Here is a 19805-nt window from a genome sequence, read left to right as displayed (position 1 = left end):
CCTGACACCTGACACCTGACACCTGACACCTGACACCTGACACCTGACACCTGACACCTGACGCCTGACGCCTGAGCCCCGAAGGCTGTAAGTAATTATACGCGGCTGTATCAGGCTGTTGGCCAGTCAGCGCTGAACCACCATACCGCCTTGATCTGGCTGATATCTCAGTAAGCATTGGCTGGTACTTTCTGATAATAATTAATTAGCGCGATATTCAAGTGTGGAAAATGGTTACTTTCACTATCTGAATAAGCTGGGCGGTGGGCAAAAAGGCTGAATTGTAAACGTTTACAGACAGGCAAAGCTTTTTCAGAACTTTCCGGTAAGAGACGTCACCTTATGCTCGTTTTCGTTATACTTTGTAAGTTATTTAAAATTAAGGTGATTTTTTTACAACCCTGCTTCTCTGGCGGCCAGCTTTTATGCCGCATCCTTTTCTAAGATTCCTCCCATGTGTGAAGTGTTGTTTATGAGTGCTATGTTGCCGCTTTTGTTGTTTTAGGCTATCAGAGGTCACCATGGAAACGCGAATAAAACACCTGGATGGAATGCGGGGACTGGCAATACTGCTGGTGATCGGCTTTCATGCCTGGGCCAGATGGCCTGAATACCTGGGGTACGTTTCGTTTACTAAGGATTTTCCTTTATTCGCCTGGGGCTATCTGGGCGTGCCGCTGTTCTTTATGATTTCCGGGTTCGTTATTTTTATGACCCTGGATAAATCAAAAAGCTTTATAAATTTTATGTTTAAGCGCTGGCTGCGGCTCTTCCCGGCCATGCTGATAGTAACGCTGCTGATCTTCGCTACGGCCAGCTTATTTAGCGAAAGACCGCTCGGCGTCCCGCATCCGGCCAATGCCATTCCGGGCCTGACTTTTATCAGTCCGGAGATACTCCAGTATTTGACCGGTGTGACCTTTAAACCGCTGGAAGGATCGTTCTGGTCGCTTTACGTTGAAGCCGCGTTTTATATCTTTATCGGTGCCGTCTACTTTACGCTGGGCAGAAAATACTGCCTGCCTTCGCTGCTGGTGCCGATGTTTCTGGTGGCGGGCGCCTCCGCCTTCAAAATGATTGGTCATCCGGCCATTGCGGATTTTATCTCCAAGTTCGGCTTTATCCACTACTCATGGTTTATGATCGGTTGCCTGGTGTATGAGCGGCTGCATCAGCGCGACGCCAAATTCCATTACGCACTGGTGCTGGTGGCGGTGTTGATTAACTTCAGTTATTACATCAAAAACAATGGCTATATCGTTATTTTACCGCTGCTGCTGATGCTGGCGCTGTTTATCGTCAGCTTTTACAGCCGGCTCGTGGAACGACTGCTGTCAGGAAAGTTCCTGACGCTCACCGGCTTTATCAGCTACACCATCTATCTGCTGCATGAAAACATGCTGATCGCTACGTTAAGGAAGCTGGAGCGCCATATCAGCAGCGATTACGTGATGGTCTTTATGCCGATAGCGGTAGTCGCCGCGCTTTACCTGGTTGCCTGGCTGATTACTAAATACATTGAACCGGCCGTCAGAGATACGCTGAGGAACCTTATTCTGTTCCGAGGGAAAAAGAAGGCACTGCCCAACGGCTAAGCGCGAACGGGCAGGGCGGTTGCTGGCAGAGAGGGCACAGCGGCCGTAAAGCCGTAAAAAAGGGCGCAGATGACTGCGCCCTGAGTTTATTTCACTTCGGTAATCACGCTGCCTTCATGGGTGGACGGCTGCTCTTTTGTCTTGCGGAAGATCGCCACGCCCAGCACCAGCGCCGCGACGGCAGGTATAGCGCCGATATAGCCCACCGAGGACATGGAAAGATCCAGGCTAACCTTATTGCCCAGCAGCGCGCCCGCGCCGATGCCAATATTGAAAATACCGGAGAACATCGCCATAGCAACATCGGTGGCGTCCGGTGCCAGCGTCAGCACTTTCATCTGCATCCCCATGCCGATCATCATAAAGGCCATGCCCCAGAACAGCCCCAGCACAATCAGGCCGGCCTTGCTGGCCGCTACCGACGCCAGCAGCAGCAGGCAGATCGACAGCAGTGCGATAGAGCCGGTCAGCAGCGGCGACAGGCGTTTTTCGCCGCTCTTGCCAAAAATAATGCTGCCGGTAATGCCCGCAATGCCGAAAATCAGCAGCAGAAGCGTGGCGAAGCTTTGGTCAAATCCGGCTACTTTCTCGACAAAAGGTTCAATGTAGGTAAACGCGGTAAAGTGCGCGGTCACCACGGCGACGGCCAGCACGTAAAGGCCTACCAGCGCAGGGCGGCGCAGCAGATCCGGCAGGCTTTTCAGCGAGCCGGTATGCTCCGACGGCACGCGCGGCATAATTTTTAAAATCAGACCCAGCAGCACTAAAGCTCCGACGCCAATGGCCAGGAAGGTGCTGCGCCAGCCGAATGCCTGACCGATAATTCTGCCCAACGGCAGGCCCAGCACGGAAGCCAGCGCGGTAGCGGTCGCAATCAGGCTCAGCGCCTGCGCTCTTTTACCCGGCGGGGCCAGCCTGACCGCCAGCGATGCGGTAATAGACCAGAACAGCGCATGGGCCAGCGCTACGCCCGCGCGGCTCAGCAGCAGCACGTCGAAGCTCCAGGCGAAAAAGGCCAGCACATGGCTAAAGGTAAACAGGCCAAAGATCGCAATCAGCAGCACGCGCCGATCGGTATTGCTGGTCATCAGCATCAGCGGCAGCGACATTAGCGCCACAATCCACGCATAGATGGTCAGCATAATGCCCGCCTGCGCCGATTCCATGCCGAAGCTATGGCCGATATCGGACAGCAGGCCGACAGGCATATATTCCGTGGTATTAAAGATAAACGCAGCAACAGCCAAAGCCAGAACGCGTGACCAGGCAACTTTGCGTGAAACGGTAACGGTGTTCATATCAGTCATAGGCTTCTGCTCCGCAAAACTCAAAACGCGTCATTCTAGAGCCGGCCGCATAAAATTCAATCCGAAAGTGATCGTCATCACACTTTTTACATAGTTTGAAGGTTTAGAAAAGGCTATATCCTGCTACGACGTCGCTGGCCAACAGACCCGGGGAGTTAGCTGCGGGCAGGCAGCAGCATGCGGTCACGCGTAGATGTTCAGCAAAGGAGGAAACAGATAAGGTTAAAGAGAGGCGCTAACGGGGGGCCGAGGACAGTCTTGGTTACGCTGCGTTTACCACCTCGTTGATATCAGCCGCACGCTTTTAGCTTTTCCCTTCTGGTCATGTTCAGCCCCCGGCTGCGTTTGCGATAAAACAGCCCTGTGAGGGGCTTTGATCTATCTATAAAAGCCTGACGTCTGCCCATCAGTTCAGGCCCTCACACCGTTGCGGGCCATCACCAGCGGTTTAAAAGCCAGTCAGGCGGCGTGTTGACCTGCTGCCATGATCCGATCGAACACGTCTACGGCAGCGCTGGCACCGCCTGCCTGAGAGATTTCTTGCTGTAAGACGGCCAGGTTTCTCTGACAGGCCGGATCGGCGCTTATCTCCTGCGATGCCATAAGCAGACTGGCTGCAGAAAGGGTTTCCCGAGGCAAATATTTTCCTATGCCCAGCGCCTGAATCCGCCGGGCATTGAGGCGTTGTTCGGCCTGCTGCGGTACGGCTATCATTGGCACCCCGAAATAAACGGCCTCCATCAGGCTGTTCATTCCGGCATGGGTGATAAACAGGCTTGCCGCCTGTAGCACATCAAGCTGGGGTATCTGACGGTGAATTTCAATATTGGCGGGCAGCTCTCCCAGCTGGGCAGAATCGACATAGCGGCCAATAGCCATTACGACATGCCACTCGCTATTGGTGAAAGCCTGAATGCAGGTGCGGAAAAAGGCGGTCTGATGCGTATAAACCGAACCCAGCGAGATGACGACAACCGGCCGTCCTGCTGTTTTTAGTCGCCAGCCAGGCTGCGCGGCCAGTGGCCTGATTTCGGGCCCGACAAAGGTTACGCCAGGGGGAATAGTGTCTGGTTTTTCCTGAAAAGAGCGCGGAATAAAGGCAATGGCAGTATCGCGGGCAGCCAGGATGGCACGAAGATCCACGTTCAAATTATTGTCGTGCAGCATTTTTTCCAGAATCGGTATGCAGGGCCACTCTTCGCCCGACAGGCCCAGCCACTCCTCGGACTGCCCCTGATAGCTGACGTGGGTAGGATTAAGGCTGATGGCCGGAACTTGCCAAAGATGGGCGAATATCTTGCCCAGCCAGCTAAGCGGGCCGTAGGCGATAATGTCGGGCCGGTCGTTCTCAAAGGCCGCCAGCAAAGGGCGACAGGTCGCCTGTGCTTCCCGTGCCAGCTCGCGGACAACGTAGCCCATCTCCTCTGGTCGTGGCTGCTCTTTAGTAAAAGTGGGTTCAAACAGAACCGGCGTGGCGCCGCAGGAAGCGACAAGAGAGGAAAACTCTGGCGAGGTGGTATAGCTGACCCTGTAGCCCCGCGCGACCAGTGCCTTGACCAGCCCGAGGGTCGGGTTGACGTGTCCTTGTTCAGCGCAGTTAAAAATGGCCACGTGCCGTTGGGTATTCTTGCCGCTTATATTCACCGTCATAGTCAGTTTTCCTGAAAGAATGAGAGTTAAAACCGCTTTAGTTTTCCCTGTGCCCGGCCACTGTGGTAACCGCCCGTATAGCTGGCCATTGCTATCAGTCACGTTGGCTCAGGGATTCTCAAAGATATCATTCAGTTAATGAAATTAATATGTCAGGATTTTCTCATAACAAAGAGCGCCGCCGGGCTAACAGCCTTGCACCGGGTATGAGCCGGCATGACAATATTTGGGATAATGTGGTGGCCGAGTCGTTCTTCGATTTACTGAAAAAAGAGCGTATAAGAAAAGGATCTACAAAACTCGCGATCTGGCCCGCGCCGATATCTTCGATTACATTGAAGTGCTCTGAAATCAGGCCCGGTATCATAGCCAGCCCGGGGCATCAGTCCGTAGGCCTGCGGACAGGTTTCAGCGTGAGGACAGGATCTGTCTATTGTTGAGAGGGCAGCGCGGATCTTAGTTTCTGTTGGATAGCTTTTGCCGTGTGTGGTATTGCTGGCTTTGCTGCTTCTCATCTTGTCAGAGAGTGGATGGATAAAAAATGAAGAAACTTTTACTTATAGTCGCTATTTCCATGAATATAGTTAACTTTGCCTGTGCGTCTCCTACACCCAATCACACCGTTCCTGCTGGTAAGGTTGCGCAGTGGAAAGGATATGATGTCATTGTTAAGAGGGACAGCTTAGGGATTGTCACTGTTGACGGAAAACCAGCGGCTGTGGATGAAATCACAGAGAAGGCTACAGCCTATCAGCAAGGGCTGTTTAGTGTGATCATCTATAAGAGCGGTAAAGTCGCTTTGATGAAGCAAGGGCAGTTTGTAGGCTATTTGAAGAAAAGCTGACCAGGAAGGGCTGATGAGTCTCTTTTTTATGGGGCATTTGGAGAAATGTACATCATACGAGGACAGGCTTATCAAGCGCTCTGTACTATCCTGATCCCAAAATGAGTCCCTGACTGACAGACTCAGTAGTGATGCCTTTGCCAGGCCATAACTACTGTGGATTGACCGCAAATAAGGCTTACTTTTTGTGCATCACGATGCAAATAAATCCTTACAGCGTGGCGATGAGTGTACATATAGTGACTATTAACGAAGCGACTTACACCTGTCAGGAACAGTTCGTTGCCCGGTCGGACAGAGTTGTGAGCCTCTCCAGGCCGATCTTAAAAAATCCATTTGTATACGTTAAATCCCGCTACCTACAGGCAACAAAAAACCCGCAAACTCAAAGAGAATGCGGGTTCTTGCGGGGTTTCCATCAGTAACCGGTACTGACAGAGTATGTATTTGGTCGGCACGAGAGGATTTGAACCTCCGACCCCCGACACCCCATGACGGTGCGCTACCAGGCTGCGCTACGTGCCGACGCGTGAGCTAATAGTACGCAAATTCGCTACGATTGCAAGCGGCTAACACGTTGACTGCTATGAAAATAGCCAACGTTGCCGTCTGGTTTACGCAGAGCAGGGCGCGGGAAATAATCTTTAAAACCCACGCCTCAGTTAGCGATAAAGCGTTTCTCTTCCGTCAGCACCTGCAACAGCAGCGTCAGCTGCGGCTTGTGATCTTTCAACCGCTGGCCCTGAGCATCCCAGGCGGTATAGCTGCCGTTGCTGTTCAGCTCCAGCGTCAGGTTCGGCGTAGTCACCACCAGCTGGCCGTCATGCATACTGGTTATCCAGTTATGGCTGCGGCGCACGGCAAACAGATCTTCGCCCTGCGAATAATCAGAAGCTGGCGTACGCACGTGCAGCAGCCGCTGCATCAGCGTAGTCATAATATCCTGATGGCTGGTCAGCTTATCAATCTGCTGCGATGGCGTATTCGGCCAGTGGATCACCAGCGGCACCTGTAGGTTTGCACGGTTGCCCATATCGTCATCGTCGTTCAACGCCACGCCGTGCTGCGCCGTGATCACCACCACCGTATTATTCAGCAGGCCTTTCTCCTGTAACGTGGCGAGCACGTTCTGGATTTGCACATCCACCTCTGCCGCACTGCGCGCGTAGCGCCGTGCCGCTTCTTTCGCCACGCCAGCGTTTTTGCCGCCGGACAAAGAAAGATAGGAGAACCAGGGGGCGCTTTTCGCTTTCTGCGTCTCCAGCCAGCGTTGCCACTGCGCAACGGTTTGTGCATCGGACTGGCTTTCTGAAGTGGGCAGCGAATAGTCCGCCAGCAGCGCCTGACGATAGAGCGGCGAGGCAAAGCCGTCGCTGGCAAACAGGCCAAACTGGTAACCCTGTTTCGCCAGCGCCTCCGTCAGCGCCGAAGGCACGCGCGAAGAGAGCACGCCGTCCATATAGCCTGCCGAAATACCGTAAAAGAGGCCGAACAGACCGCTGTCGGCCTGGCTGCCCGCGCTGAAATGCTGCGTAAAACGCACGTTGTCCTGAGCGAACCGGGCCAGATGCGGCAGCTGTTTCGGCATCGTGGCCTCGTTCAGGCCATCCACGGTGACGATCAGCAGATTGCTGCGGGTGCCGCCATCGCGGAAAGTAATATCGTTCAGCGGATAGGCGACCGAAAGCGCCTCCGGATTACCCTGCTGCACCAGCCTGCGCTGATACTCCTGCGCATCCAGCAGGCCATGGCGTTCCAGAAAGCGGCGGGCCGTCATCGGATAAGAGAGCGGCAGGTTGGAACGCTGCATGGTGACAGGCCGATAGAAATTCGCATCGGCCCAGATATACATCAAATGGCTGGCAAAGAACGTGACGATAAACAGCACGGCCAGCGGCTTGCCAAAGCTGCGGCGATTCAGGCTGCGCAGCTTTTGCCAGCTCCAGGTAGCGAACAGCATCTCGACCAGGAAAATAGCCGGTACGCTGATAAACATCAGCTGCCAGTCACGCGCCATTTCGCTTTGATCGGGATTGACCACCAGCTCCCAGACGACCGGGTTGAGGTGCAGGTGGAAGCGGGCGAACACCGCGCTGTCAATAAGCAGCAGCGTCAGCCCGGTGGTAGCGATGATGGCGGAAAGAAAGCGCAGCAGTCTTTGCGACATCACCACAAACGTCAGGGGAAAAACAATCAGCAGATAGGCGGCGAAAACAATAAAGCTAAAATGGCCTGTCCAGCTGGTAAACGCATAGATACGCCCGACCAGCGAGGCAGGCCAGTCGGCAACAATCAGATAGCGACTACCCAGGATAAGGGCAAAGATAATGTTAAACAGGGCGAACCAGTGCCCCCAGCCAATCATCTGGGAGACTTTATCACGGTAGCGCGGCTGACTTGTTACCATAGCGGGATCACATCAGTGTGCTTTATCTTCACGTACCGAAGCCTGAAGCGCCTCGGCAAATGAACGCGCAAGCGCGCGGCGTTGCTCCGGAGCAACGCTGGTGTTCAGCAGGTTAGTCACCATATTGCCCAGCACCATCAAAGAGAGATCGGTGGGCGCCTTGTCTTTTTCAAGCACGTTGACCATTTCGGCGAGGAGTTTTTCCACGCGGTCGTCGCTGTAACGGGATGATTGTGGCATAGCGTCAAATTTATCGAGTATTAAAAGGCGGCATCTTACCGTAAAAGCGCGATTCTTTCTGCAATTTTATCATGTGGAAAAGGTTAATGTTGTTGCCTGTTGATCCCGACCACGCTCGGTGATTGAATACGCGCTTAAGTTTAAAGGAGAGTTTACATGAGTCTGGATATCGAGCAGATTGCCCTTCATCAGATGATTAAGCGTGACGAGCAGACGCTGGAGCTGGTGCTGCGGGAGTCGCTGCTGCCGGCCACTGGCCCGGTTACGGCGATGATGGAGGAGCTGCATCGCGTCTACAGCGCCAAAAGCAAGGCTTACGGCCTGTTTAATGAAGAGAGCGAGCTGGCCGACGCGCTGCGCAACTGCCGGAAGGGCCAGGATGATTTTCTGGCCTTCAGCCGCGCGGCGACCGGACGTTTACGCGACGAACTCGCTAAGTATCCCTTTGCGGACGGCGGCGTCGTGCTGTTTGCCCACTATCGCTATCTGGCGGTGGAGTATTTGCTGGTTGCGGTGCTGAACAGCCAGAACAGCATGCGCGTTAACGAAGAGCTGGATATCAGCACCACGCACTATCTGGATATCAACCATGCGGATATCGTGGCGCGTATCGATCTCACCGAATGGGAAACCAATCCGGAATCAACTCGCTACCTGACCTTCCTGCGTGGCAGAGTAGGGCGCAAGGTCGCCGACTTCTTTATGGATTTCCTTGGTGCCAGCGTGGGCCTGGATACCAAAGCGCAAAACCGTGGTCTGCTCCAGGCGGTGGACGACTACTGTGCCGAGGCGGCGCTGGATAAAAACGAGCGTCAGAACTATCGCCAGCAGGTTTACAGCTACTGTAACGAACAGCTGCAGTCGGGCGAAGAGATTGAGCTGGAAGGCCTGTCGAAAGAGCTGGCGCCGCTGGGCGAAAAAACCTTTCAGGATTTCACCCAGGAGCAGGGCTACGAGCTGGAAGAGAGCTTCCCGGCGGATCGCAGCACGCTGCGCCAGCTGACGAAGTTCGCCGGCAGCGGCGGCGGGCTGACCATTAACTTTGACGCCATGCTGCTGGGCGAGCGCATTTTCTGGGATCCGGCTACCGATACGCTGACCATCAAAGGCACGCCGCCTAATCTGCGCGACCAGCTACAGCGTCGCAGCGGCGGCAAATAAGCGCAGCGGCAGGGATGCCCGCTGCTGACAAACGCCCATAAAAAAACGCCGCATTAAGCGGCGTTTTCTTCACACAGAGATCGGTCGGCGATTAAGCGCGAACGAAGTCGATGTGGTGCAGTTTTGGCTTGAACGGGTGACGCTGTACAGCCTGCACTTTTACCTTAGTTTCTTTACCGTCAACAACCAGAGTCAGCACGTCGGTGTAGAACTCAGGCTTAACCTGCATGTTCATCACGTAGTCGTGATCCAGTTCGATAGCTACAGCTGCTTCGTTACCGCCATAGATGATGGCCGGGAATTTGTTAGCTGTACGCAGGCGGCGGCTCGCACCCTTACCCTGCTCTTTACGTTCTTCTGCATTGATAGTGAACATTGTTCAGTCTCTTTCTAAGTAATTATCCTGCTACAGGCGACCCAGCAACAGGTTGGATTGTTCAGCTTTCGCCAGCGGCAAAAGCGGGGCGCATTGTAGCAGGCAAGGCCGGTGCGGGCAACGCATTAAACACCGTGTGCCCTAACGGATCTCATTAGCGCGTCGAAAACGGCCCTGATAATCGAACACTTTTTCACGGATCTGCCAGAAATTGCGCTGTTTGCGGGCCACCACAAAATCGGGATGGCGTAGCAGCGGCTGCATCGCTACGATATCCGCCGCGTTTTCCCAGCCGAGCGGCACGCCGGGCGCTCGCTGATGCGGTCGCATAAACAGCTGCTCGAAGGCTTTGCGCTGCGCGGGCGTACTCAGGCGGAAGCGCTCGCTCACTTCGGTTGCTTCCTCATCGAAATAGCGCGCCTTCAGCCACTCGCCTTTCTCATCGCGACCGTTTTCCAGCACCATCGCAGCGCAGCGCAGCACCAGCGCATCCTTCAGCTTTAGCGCCGCTTTCAACATATCGTCGGGATCGACCAGCACCGCGTCACACTGATGGCAGCGGCGGGCGGCGATATCGTTCTCGGCGTTGCAGTGCGGGCAGCTTTTAAAGCGGAAGCGGAAGTCGCACTGCTCGCGCTCGCCGTCGTCGTCTTCCATCACGCCCTGACAACGGCGGCCAAAGTGCTCAATAATGGTGCCGTCGGCGGTGGTTTTGCCCCAGAACGTATTGGCAAAGCCGCAGGCCGGGCAGAAAACCTGCACCGGTTTATTGTCGCTTTTGCCCTTGGGCGCGCCCACTTCCGGCGTAAAGATATCGTGCGGATTACCCGCGTAGTCCAGGATCAGGCAGTCGGTTTTGCCAGGGCACAGCCGCAGCCCGCGTCCGACAATCTGCTGATACAGGCTGACCGATTCCGTAGGGCGAAGGATGGCGATAAGATCGACGTGCGGCGCGTCAAAGCCGGTGGTCAAGACCGCCACGTTAACCATGTAGCGCAGCTCGCGCGCTTTAAAGGCGGTAATAAGGGCATCGCGCTCGGCGGCAGGCGTGGTGGCGCTGATCAGCGCCTTGCTGTCGGGCAGCAGGCCCAGCACCTCTTTGGCATGCTCGACCGTGGCGGCAAAAATCATCACGCCCTGGCGATCCTGCGCAAACTCAACGATCTGCTGAATAATATGCGGCGTAATGCGCTGCTGCTGCTTCAGCTCCAGGTTGAGATCCGCCTCGCTGAACAGGCCGTTTTCCCTGGCGGTCAGGCGGCTGAAATCGTACTGCACCACCGGCATATCCAGCCTTTCCGGCGGCACCAGAAAGCCGTGTTTGATCATATAGCGCAGCGGCAGCTCGTAGATGCAGTCGCGAAACAGCGCCCGCTCGTCGCCGCGCACCATGCCGTGATAGTGGAACTGATAGATCCAGCCCTTGCCCAGGCGATAGGGCGTTGCGGTCAGGCCCAGCAGGCGCAGCTGCGGATTGCGCTGGCGCAGATGGTTGAGGATCTGCTGGTACTGGCTGTCTTCGGCGTCGCCAATGCGGTGACACTCATCCACAATCAGCAGCGAAAACTCGCTGTCGAACTGCGCCAGATTGCGGGCCACCGACTGTACGCTACCGAACACCACCTTGCTGCGGCTCTCTTTCTTTTGCAGACCGGCGGCAAAGATATCGGCCTGCAGGCCGTAAGCCTGATATTTGCTGTGGTTCTGCGCCACCAGCTCTTTGACGTGCGCCAGCACCAGCACGCGTCCGCGCGCCAGCCGCGCCAGTTCGGCGATCACCAGGCTTTTGCCCGCGCCGGTCGGCAGGACAATCACGGCGGGCTGGTGAGAGCGACGGAAGTAGCTGAGCGTGGCGTCAACGGCTTCCTGTTGGTAGGGGCGCAGGGTAAAGGACATGATTAAATCCGCGAGCAAAGCCGCATTATGCCACGAAAGTCCGCTCCGCGCGCGCGCGCCTCTGTGCCTGAGCCGCAACTCCCGATATACTTCTGCTGTTACTCTCTTCTGACGTTCCCTACAGGAACGGTGAATTCATTCATTGAAACAGGCAGTGCAGATTTAATGCGACTTGATAAATTTTTATCTCAGCAACTGGAAGTCAGCCGGGCGATTGCCGCTCGCGAGCTGCGCGCGCGTAAGGTGACGGTTGATGGGGAAGTGGTGCGCGAAGGTTCTTTTAAGCTCAGCCCGGAAAGCGAAGTGGAATATGACGGCAATCCGTTACGGCTGCAGATCGGCCCGCGCTATTTTATGCTGAACAAGCCGCAGGGCTACGTCTGCTCCACCGACGATCCGGATCACCCAACGGTGCTCTATTTTCTGGAAGAGCCCACCGCGTATAAACTGCACGCGGCAGGGCGGCTTGATATCGACACCACCGGCCTGGTGCTGATGACCGATGATGGCCAGTGGTCGCACCGCATCACCTCGCCGCGCCATCACTGTGAAAAAACCTACCTGGTGACGCTGGAAAACGCGCTGGCCGAGGATACGGCGGAGCAGTTCGCCGCAGGCGTGCAGCTGCATAACGAAAAAGACCTCACTAAGCCAGCCAGCCTGGAAGTCATCAGTGAAAATCAGGTGCGGCTGACCATCAGCGAAGGGCGCTATCACCAGGTAAAACGGATGTTCGCTGCGGTGGGTAACCACGTGGTGGCGCTGCATCGCGAGCGTATTGGCGATATCGTGCTCGATGAGGAACTGGAGCCGGGCGAGTATCGCGCCCTGACGGCGGAAGAGATCGCCAGCGTGAGACTGCCCGCAGAATTAAAATAAGGAAACAGGGATGCGTAAGGAAAAGAACTCGTCGGCGGGACTGGTCGTTATTCTTGGCCTGCTGGCTATGCTAATGCCGTTGTCGATCGACATGTATTTGCCTGCGCTTCCGCAAATCGCCCGCGAATTTGGCGTGTCGGCCGGCAGCGTGCAGATGACGCTGAACCTCTATATCCTGGGCTTTGCGCTGGGGCAGTTAATCTACGGCCCGCTGGCCGACAGCTTTGGCCGCAAGCCGGTGATAGCCGTGGGCACGCTGATTTTCGCCGTCGCGGCGGCGGCCTGCGCGCTGGCGCAAACCATCGATCAGCTGATCTTTATGCGTTTGCTGCACGGCCTGTCGGCGGCGGCGGGCAGCGTGGTGATCAGCGCCCTGATGCGCGACAGCTACTCGAAAGAGGAGTTCTCGCGCATGATGTCCTTTGTCATGCTGGTCACCACCATCGCGCCGCTGCTGGCGCCTATCCTGGGCGGTTGGATGCTGCTGCTGTGGAACTGGCACGCCATCTTCTGGGCTATCTCGCTGGCCGCCGTGGTCACCACGCTGCTGGTGGTCACGCAGATCAAAGAGACGCTGCCGCACGATAAGCGGCAAAAATTCAATATGCGCACCACGCTGCGCAACTTTCTGTCGCTGTTTCGCCACAAGCGCGTGTTCAGCTATATGATGGCCAGCGGCTTTTCCTTTGCCGGGATGTTCTCTTTCCTTAACGCCGGCCCCTTTGTCTATATCGAGCTGAACCATATTTCGCCGCAGGATTTTGGTTACTACTTTGCGCTGAACGTGGTTTTCCTGTTCCTGATGACGCTGCTGAACAGCCGCTGCGTGCGCCGCTTCGGCCCGCTGGCGATGTTCCGTCTGGGGCTGCTGATCCAGTTTACGATGGGCATCTGGCTGGTGGTGGTCAGCGCACTGAACCTCGGTTTCCTGCCGCTGGTGTTTGGCGTGGCAATGTTTATCGGCTGCGTGGCGATGGTTTCTTCTAACGCCATGGCGGTGATCCTGGAAGAGTTTCCGCATATGGCGGGCACCGCTTCCTCGCTGGCGGGCACGCTGCGCTTTGGCGTGGGCGCGCTGGTCGGCGCGCTGCTCTCCACCATGACCTTTACCAGCGCCTGGCCGATGGTTGGCTCCATTTTTATCTGCGCCGCGTTTTCCGTGCTGCTGTTTATCTACGCCACGCGCCCGCGTAAAAGCCGTCAGCGCAGCTTGCCATAACATTGACGCCCGCATCCGCGTAACAGCCTGACCCGCTTAATCCTCGCCAAAACGGGAAGCCTTGCTTCCCGGCTTTTCTGAAGCTTTGCTTCCCGGCTTTTCTGAAGCCTTGCTTCCCGGCTTTTCTGCTGATACACGCTATAATGTTGCCTTATTGTAAAAATAACTAAGCTTAAATTACTTTTGTGCAACAAAATTGATTGTTATTACGGCGCCGACGCGGTAAAAATGAGAACAAAATCACGAACTGGCGGTACTAAGCCCTCGCAGATGGGGTATGTCCACGACCAGAAACAGGCAGAAATGATGATGGCTACGGGCTGGGGAGTAGGGGTGAACAGATTACAACATTCGGTGGTGCATCGCCTGCCGCAAAGCTATCGCTGGGGAGCCGGAAAGCGGCTGGAGCCGCGTGCGCTCAGTGGTACAGAGGCGGAGGATGACCTGGTAGGCCTGAGCCTGCTCAGTCATCAGGGCGTACAGGCCTGGGATATCATGCAGATGCTGAAAGAGGCGCTGGCGGAAATTCAGCTCGACTGCGCCGTGGTCGAGTGGGAAGGCGAGCCGTGCCTGTTCGTGGCGCGTAATGATGAATGCGCCACTACCTGCCGCCTGAAAAACTTTGGCGTCGGCATTGCTGAAGCCTTTAAAAATATACCTGCCTGAGCCAGGCCTCAGGCAAGCGCAATTAGCTCCTGCGTATAGCGCGCTTTCGGCGCGGTAAAAATAGTTTCGCAATCGCCTTGCTCCACGACTTCTCCCTGGCGCAGCACCACCACCTGGTGGCACAGCGATCTGACTACGCGCAGATCGTGGCTGATAAAAATATAGGCCAGCTGACGATCCCGCTGGAGCTTTTTCAGCAGCGCCAGGATCTGTTTTTGTACGGAACGATCCAGTGAAGAGGTTGGTTCATCCAGCACGATCAGCCGCGGCTGAAGGATCAGCGCGCGCGCGATGGCGATGCGCTGCCGCTGTCCGCCGGAAAACTCCGATGGATAACGATGACGGGTTTCGGCATCCAGTCCCACTTCCTGCATTGCCTGGATCACCAGCGCCTCGCGCTGTTCCGCGCTCAGTTCAGGCTGGTGCACCTGCAAGCCTTCCGCAATGATCTGCTGCACGTTCAGCCGGGGATTGAGCGCAGAATTCGGATCCTGAAAAACCACCTGCATTTCCCGACGTACCGGCAGCATTTGCCTGCGATCCCACTGGTGCAGCGGTCTGTCGCCCAGCCAGATTTCGCCTTTGGCCTCGATTAGCCGCAGCAGCGCCAGGCCGGTGGTGCTTTTGCCCGAGCCGGATTCCCCTACCAGCCCCAGGCTTTCGCCCGGACGTAGCTCAAAACTCAGCGACTTCAGCGCCTGATGCGCACCCACTACGCGGCGCATCAGACCCTTTTTCAGGGAAAAAGCGACGCTGAGGTTGCTGACCTTCAGCAGCGGTGGCGCCGCGCTGCCAACAGGATCGGGGCTGCCTTCCGGCTCCGCATCCAGCAGCGTGCGGGTATAGGGATGTTCGGGCGCGCTGAACAGCTGGCGACTGGTATTGCGCTCCACGCCCTGGCCGTTACGCATCACCAGTACGTTGTCGGCCAGCTGCCGCACAATATTCAGGTTGTGGGTGATAAACAGCAGGCCCATATTCATCTCCTGCTTCAGCTCCTTCAGCAGAACCAGGATCTGCGCCTGCACGGTAACGTCCAGCGCGGTGGTCGGCTCATCGGCAATCAGCAGCTGAGGCCGCGTCAGCAGCGCCATTGCAATCATTACCCGCTGCCGTTCGCCGCCGGAAAGCTGATGCGGAAAATCGCCCATTCGCCTGGCGGGCTGCCGAATGCCCACCCGATCCAGACAGCTAAGGATCTCGGCCTTCGCCGCCGCCGCGCGCATGCCACGGTGCAGCGATAACACCTCATACAGCTGTTTTTCAATGCTGTGCAGCGGATTCAGCGACACCATCGGCTCCTGAAAAATCATCGCCATACGGTTGCCGCGCAGGCCGCGCAGCGTGCGCTCATCGGCCTTCAGTACATCCTGACCGGCGAACAGAATTTCGCCCTGCGGATAGACCACCGGCGGCGTGGGCAGCAGGCGCATCATCGACAGGGCGGTCACGCTTTTGCCCGAGCCGGATTCGCCCACCAGCGCCAGCGTCTCGCCCGCTGCGACGCTCAGCGACAAATTATCGACAACCTGACGCTCAACGCCGGCCTGGCGAAAGGCAATGCTTAAGTTTTTGACGGTCAGCAACGACATCAGTGCACCTTACTGGGATCGAAGGCGTCACGAACCGCCTCACCGATAAAGATCAACAGCGACAGCAGGATCGCCAGCGAGAAAAAGGCCGCCATGCCGAGCCAGGGCGCCTGAAGGTTATTTTTGCCCTGTAGCAGCAGCTCGCCCAGCGAAGGCGACCCCATCGGCAGCCCGAAGCCGAGGAAATCCAGCGAGGTCAGCGTGGTAATAGAGCCGCACAGAATAAAGGGCAAATAGGTCAGCGTCGCCACCATCGCATTCGGCAGCATATGGCGCAGCATAATAGTCCGGTCGCCGACGCCCAGCGCCTGCGCGGCGCGAATATAGTCAAAGTTGCGCGCGCGTAAGAATTCAGCGCGCACCACGCCGACCAGCTGCATCCAGCCAAACAGCACGTTAATGGCCAGCAGCCACCAGAAGCCGGGCTGCACCACGCTCGACAACAAAATAATCAGAAACAGCGTAGGCATACCCGACCAGACTTCGATAAAGCGCTGGCCCCACAAATCTACCCGCCCGCCATAATAGCCCTGACAGGCGCCGACGATGATGCCGACTACGCTGGACATCAGCGTCAGCATCAGGCCAAACAGCAGCGAAATACGCGCGCCGTAGAGGATCCTTGCCAGCACGTCGCCGCCGTTAGCATCGGTGCCCAGCCAGTTTTGCAGCGAGGGTGGCGAAGGGAAGGGGACGCTGGAGGCGAAATTGATGGTGCCGTCGCCAAATTTGATCGGCGCCCAGATGGCCCAGCCTTCCTTATCCAGGCGAGATTTCAGCCACGGATCCTGATAGTCGGCTTTGGTCGCCAGCTGGCCGCCAAAATCGGTTTCGCTGTAGTCCACCAGCAGCGGAAAATAGAAGCGATGATCGTAGCGCACCAGCAGCGGCTTATCGTTAGCCAGCAGCTCGGAGCCAAGGCAGAGCACAAACAGAACGGCAAAAATCCACAGCGACCAGTAGCCACGACGGTTATGTCGAAAACGCTGCCAGCGCGCGTGATTAACGGGGCTTAATCGGCTCATCAGCGACCTTCAAAATCAATGCGCGGATCGACCAGCGTATAGGTGATATCGCTGAGGATATTCAGCAGCAGGCCGATCAGGGTGAAAATATAAAGCGTGCCGAACATAACCGGATAGTCACGCTGAATGGTGGCGTCGTAGCCCAGCAGGCCCAGCCCGTTCAGAGAGAACATCACCTCAATCAGCAGCGATCCGGTAAAGAACATGCTGATAAAGGTGGCCGGGAAACCGGCGATCACCAGCAGCATGGCGTTGCGGAAAACATGACGGTAGAGAATTTTGCTCTCGTCCAGTCCTTTGGCCCGCGCCGTGACCACGTACTGCTTGCGGATTTCATCAAGAAACGAGTTTTTGGTCAGCATAGTCAGCGTGGCGAAGCCGCCGATCACCGTCGCCAGCACCGGCAGGGTAATATGCCAGAGATAGTCCGTGATTTTGCCGTACCAGGGCAGCGAGTCGAACTGCGCCGACACCAGCCCGCGCAGCGGAAACCAGTCCAGATAGCTGCCGCCTGCAAACAGCACGATCAGCAGCGTGGCGAACAGGAACGAGGGAATGGCGTAGCCGATGATAATCAGCGAGCTGCTCCAGATATCGAAGGCGCTGCCGTTATGCACGGCTTTGCGGATGCCAAGCGGGATAGAGACCAGATAGATAATCAGCGTGCTCCACAGCCCCAGCGAGACGGAAACCGGCAGGCTCTCTTTAATCAGCTGCACAACCGAGCTGCTGCGGAACAGGCTGTCGCCAAAATCGAAGCGCACATAGTTCCACAGCATATCCAGGTAGCGCTGATACATCGGCTTGTCGAAACCGTAACGTTTGGTGATTTCCGCCACCACTTCCGGATCCAGCCCGCGCGACCCGCGATATTGGCTGTCACCGGGCTGAGCATGCAGCGCGCTGCGTCCCTGCGCCTGCGGCGTATTGCCGGCGCCCGGCATTCCGGTAGTCTGGCCGAATTCGATATTGGCCAGCGCCTGATCGACCGGGCCGCCCGGCGCAATCTGCACGATAAAAAAGTTAATCGTAATAATCGCCCACAGCGTGGGAATGATTAATAGAAGTCTGCGTAGCAAATAGGCGCCCAAACTGCTCTCCTTAACGACGCTGGGCCGGCAGCTGCGCGGCTTTATTAACGTCATACCACCAGCTGTCGAAGCCTAAAGAATAAGTCGGCCGCGTGGCGGGCATCGAAAATTTATCCCACCAGGCATAGCGATCGCTGGCACCATACCACATCGGTATCATGTAATAGTTCCACAGCAGCACCCGATCCAGCGCGCGACCCAGCGGCAGCAGCGCGGCTTCATCGCTCTGATGCTGATTTATCTTTTCAATCAGCTGGTCGATTACCGGGCTGGCGACATGCGGCCGGTTGTAGGTGGAATTTACATAGGCGCTTGACCAGTAAATTTGCAGGTTGCTGTCGGGGTAGGGGATAGCCGGGTAGGGCGAAACCAGCATATCAAAGTCGCTTTTGCGCATGCGGGCCAGATATTGCGAGCTGTCTACCTGCCGGATGACCAGGTTGATGCCCAGGCGCGCCAGATTGTGCTGAAAAGGCAGCACCCACTGATCGTTGCCGCCGCTGCGCAGCAGCAGTTCAAAGGTGAAAGGCTGGCCGCTGGCGTTGACCAGGCGCTGATTTTTCAACGTCCAGCCGGCCTGCTCCAGCAGCGCCGTGGCCTTCAGCAGATTGGCGCGATCGTACCCGCTGCCGTCGGTGTGAGGCGGCTGATAAATTTGCGAGAAAACCTCATCAGGAATTTTGCCCTTAAAGGGTGCCAGAATTTCCAGTTCTTTAGCGTCGGGATAGTCGGTAGCGGCATAGTCCGTGTTCTGAAAATAGCTGCGGGTGCGCTTATAAGCGCCGTAAAATAACGCCTTATTCATCCACTCAAAATCGAACGCCAGCGAAACTGCTTCGCGCACGCGGCGATCGGCAAACAGGGGTTTCTGTACGTTAAACGCCAGCCAGTTTGAGGAGGTAGCCACGGTATTCGGCTTTGCGTCTTTTACGATGTAATGGCTGTCGAAATTCCGGCCGCGATACTGGGTGGCCCACTTTTTGGCGGAGCCTTCGGCACGAAAGTCAAACGCGCCCGCTTTAAACGCCTCGAAAGCTACATTGTCATCCAGATAGTAGTCGTAGCGCAGCGTATCGAAATTAAAACGGCCTTTATTGACGGGCAAATTAGCGGCCCAATAATCTTTGACCCGTGACCAGGTCACGGACTGACCAACTTTATAGGCCGACACGCGATACGGCCCGCTGCCGGGCGGCGGTGCAGGTAACGGCTCGCTGAGATTATGATCTTTCCAGAAGCTCTGCGGGAAAACGGGCAGCGTAAGCAGCGAAAGCATCATATCTTTGTTGCCGACCGGCAGCTCAAAGCGCACCGTCAGCTGCGCAATGGCTTTGACCGTGACGCCTTTGTAAAACACCCGAAACTGCGGTACGCCCTGCTGCATAAATTTATTAAAGGTAAAAGCAACATCTTCTGCGGTGATGGATGAACCGTCCTGGTAACGCGCCTGGGGATTCAGCGTGACTTCCACCCAGCGATAGCTATCCGGGTAGCGAGCGAATTCGGCAATCAGCGGATAGTAGCTGCCCACTTCGTCTTCTGAGTTCACGAACAGCGTATCGTAAAGCGTATCCGTGCCCTGCGCCGGATTGCCGCGCGAGGCAAAACGGTTAAAGTTATCGTAAGTGCCGATAGCGGCAAGCGTCGCGTTACCGCCCTTGGGCGCAGCCGGATTGGCGTAGTCAAAATGCGTGAAGTTCACGGCATATTTAGGCTCGCCCAGCTGGGCAAAGGCGTAGCTCTCATGAATTTCTTCAGCCCGAGCCGTCGTCGCGGCGCAGCAGAACAGCAGCAAAGCTAACCAGCGAAAAATCATCTTATTATCCGATCCTGATAAAAAACGCAGCGCGATCCCCA

16 protein-coding genes, 1 tRNA gene and 1 pseudogene are annotated in these 19805 nt (G+C 56.2%); 7 read left to right on the top strand and 11 right to left on the bottom strand.

Annotated elements, in window-relative coordinates:
* Window positions 1-521: 521 nt before the first annotated feature.
* Complete coding sequence (locus tag QCD69_RS04380; protein WP_301251153.1) at window positions 522-1595, top strand: acyltransferase family protein; 1074 nt, start codon at window positions 522-524, stop codon at window positions 1593-1595.
* A gap of 86 nt (window positions 1596-1681) precedes the next feature.
* Here the strand turns inward: QCD69_RS04380 and QCD69_RS04375 are convergent, their stop codons facing one another.
* Both QCD69_RS04375 and QCD69_RS04370 read right to left on the bottom strand, forming a co-directional pair.
* Window positions 1682-2893 (bottom strand): sugar transporter, encoded by a 1212-nt coding sequence (locus QCD69_RS04375; RefSeq protein ID WP_301251167.1) that lies wholly within the window; start codon window positions 2891-2893, stop codon window positions 1682-1684.
* Window positions 2894-3361: 468 nt separating this feature from the next.
* Entirely contained in the window at window positions 3362-4552 is a 1191-nt protein-coding gene (locus QCD69_RS04370; RefSeq protein WP_253459873.1) for a macrolide family glycosyltransferase, read from the bottom strand.
* 188 nt (window positions 4553-4740) lie between these two features.
* On the opposite strand from QCD69_RS04370, the pseudogene QCD69_RS04365 reads away from it, so the two are divergent.
* Window positions 4741-4895: pseudogene (locus QCD69_RS04365) on the top strand (IS3 family transposase); the annotation flags it as partial.
* A 198-nt stretch (window positions 4896-5093) separates the two neighbouring features.
* A complete protein-coding gene (locus QCD69_RS22955) occupies window positions 5094-5396 on the top strand; it encodes a hypothetical protein (RefSeq protein ID WP_369895600.1) in 303 nt (100 codons plus the stop codon).
* Window positions 5397-5844: 448 nt separating this feature from the next.
* Here the strand turns inward: QCD69_RS22955 and QCD69_RS04355 are convergent.
* From QCD69_RS04355 to QCD69_RS04345, 3 genes are all read right to left on the bottom strand, one after another.
* Window positions 5845-5921, bottom strand: a tRNA-Pro gene (locus tag QCD69_RS04355).
* 133 nt (window positions 5922-6054) lie between these two features.
* The gene (gene yejM / locus QCD69_RS04350) at window positions 6055-7803 is read right to left on the bottom strand and encodes an LPS biosynthesis-modulating metalloenzyme YejM (RefSeq protein ID WP_301251152.1); all 1749 of its coding nucleotides are present in this window, start codon (window positions 7801-7803) and stop codon (window positions 6055-6057) included.
* 12 nt (window positions 7804-7815) lie between these two features.
* Window positions 7816-8043, bottom strand: a complete 228-nt coding sequence (locus QCD69_RS04345; RefSeq protein WP_125288209.1) for a YejL family protein — start codon at window positions 8041-8043, stop codon at window positions 7816-7818.
* A gap of 156 nt (window positions 8044-8199) precedes the next feature.
* Between QCD69_RS04345 and yejK the strand changes: the two genes are divergently transcribed.
* Window positions 8200-9204 carry a nucleoid-associated protein YejK gene (gene yejK, locus QCD69_RS04340; RefSeq protein WP_253459876.1) on the top strand — a complete coding sequence of 335 codons (1005 nt, stop codon included), beginning with the start codon at window positions 8200-8202 and terminating at the stop codon, window positions 9202-9204.
* 91 nt (window positions 9205-9295) lie between these two features.
* Here yejK and rplY read toward each other — a convergent pair whose 3' ends face one another.
* On the bottom strand, window positions 9296-9580 hold the full coding sequence (rplY, locus tag QCD69_RS04335; protein ID WP_125288207.1) for a 50S ribosomal protein L25: 285 nt from the start codon (window positions 9578-9580) through the stop codon (window positions 9296-9298).
* A 141-nt stretch (window positions 9581-9721) separates the two neighbouring features.
* A complete protein-coding gene (locus QCD69_RS04330; protein WP_301251151.1) occupies window positions 9722-11476 on the bottom strand; it encodes a DEAD/DEAH box helicase in 1755 nt (584 codons plus the stop codon).
* Window positions 11477-11641: 165 nt separating this feature from the next.
* Between QCD69_RS04330 and rsuA the strand changes: the two genes are divergently transcribed.
* The 3 genes from rsuA to QCD69_RS04315 all read left to right on the top strand — a co-directional run bounded on the left by rsuA (window position 11642) and on the right by QCD69_RS04315 (window position 14240).
* The gene (gene rsuA / locus QCD69_RS04325; RefSeq protein WP_253459880.1) at window positions 11642-12355 is read left to right on the top strand and encodes a 16S rRNA pseudouridine(516) synthase RsuA; all 714 of its coding nucleotides are present in this window, start codon (window positions 11642-11644) and stop codon (window positions 12353-12355) included.
* A gap of 10 nt (window positions 12356-12365) precedes the next feature.
* Window positions 12366-13574: a Bcr/CflA family multidrug efflux MFS transporter gene (locus QCD69_RS04320; RefSeq protein ID WP_253459882.1), complete on the top strand. Its 1209-nt coding sequence runs from the start codon at window positions 12366-12368 to the stop codon at window positions 13572-13574.
* Window positions 13575-13907: 333 nt separating this feature from the next.
* Window positions 13908-14240 (top strand): YejG family protein, encoded by a 333-nt coding sequence (locus QCD69_RS04315; protein ID WP_253459886.1) that lies wholly within the window; start codon window positions 13908-13910, stop codon window positions 14238-14240.
* A gap of 8 nt (window positions 14241-14248) precedes the next feature.
* Here QCD69_RS04315 and yejF read toward each other — a convergent pair whose 3' ends face one another.
* The 4 genes from yejF to QCD69_RS04295 are packed head-to-tail and all read right to left on the bottom strand — an operon-like array spanning window position 14249 to window position 19764.
* The gene (gene yejF, locus QCD69_RS04310) at window positions 14249-15832 is read right to left on the bottom strand and encodes a microcin C ABC transporter ATP-binding protein YejF (protein ID WP_301251149.1); all 1584 of its coding nucleotides are present in this window, start codon (window positions 15830-15832) and stop codon (window positions 14249-14251) included.
* Window positions 15832-16857: a microcin C ABC transporter permease gene (locus tag QCD69_RS04305; RefSeq protein ID WP_301251148.1), complete on the bottom strand. Its 1026-nt coding sequence runs from the start codon at window positions 16855-16857 to the stop codon at window positions 15832-15834. Before QCD69_RS04305 ends, yejF begins: the two co-directional genes overlap by 1 nt.
* On the bottom strand, window positions 16857-17948 hold the full coding sequence (locus QCD69_RS04300) for a microcin C ABC transporter permease YejB (RefSeq protein ID WP_253459893.1): 1092 nt from the start codon (window positions 17946-17948) through the stop codon (window positions 16857-16859). The genes QCD69_RS04305 and QCD69_RS04300 overlap by 1 nt, the downstream gene beginning before the upstream one ends.
* Window positions 17949-17958: 10 nt before the next feature.
* The gene (locus QCD69_RS04295) at window positions 17959-19764 is read right to left on the bottom strand and encodes an extracellular solute-binding protein (RefSeq protein WP_301251147.1); all 1806 of its coding nucleotides are present in this window, start codon (window positions 19762-19764) and stop codon (window positions 17959-17961) included.
* Between the last annotated feature and the right edge of the window lie 41 nt (window positions 19765-19805).

Source organism: Erwinia sp. PsM31 (assembly GCF_030433775.1).
Taxonomy (GTDB): Bacteria; Pseudomonadota; Gammaproteobacteria; order Enterobacterales; family Enterobacteriaceae; genus Erwinia; species Erwinia aeris.
Note: the sequence above shows the minus strand (reverse complement) of the source record. Positions and strands in the feature narration are given on the sequence as shown.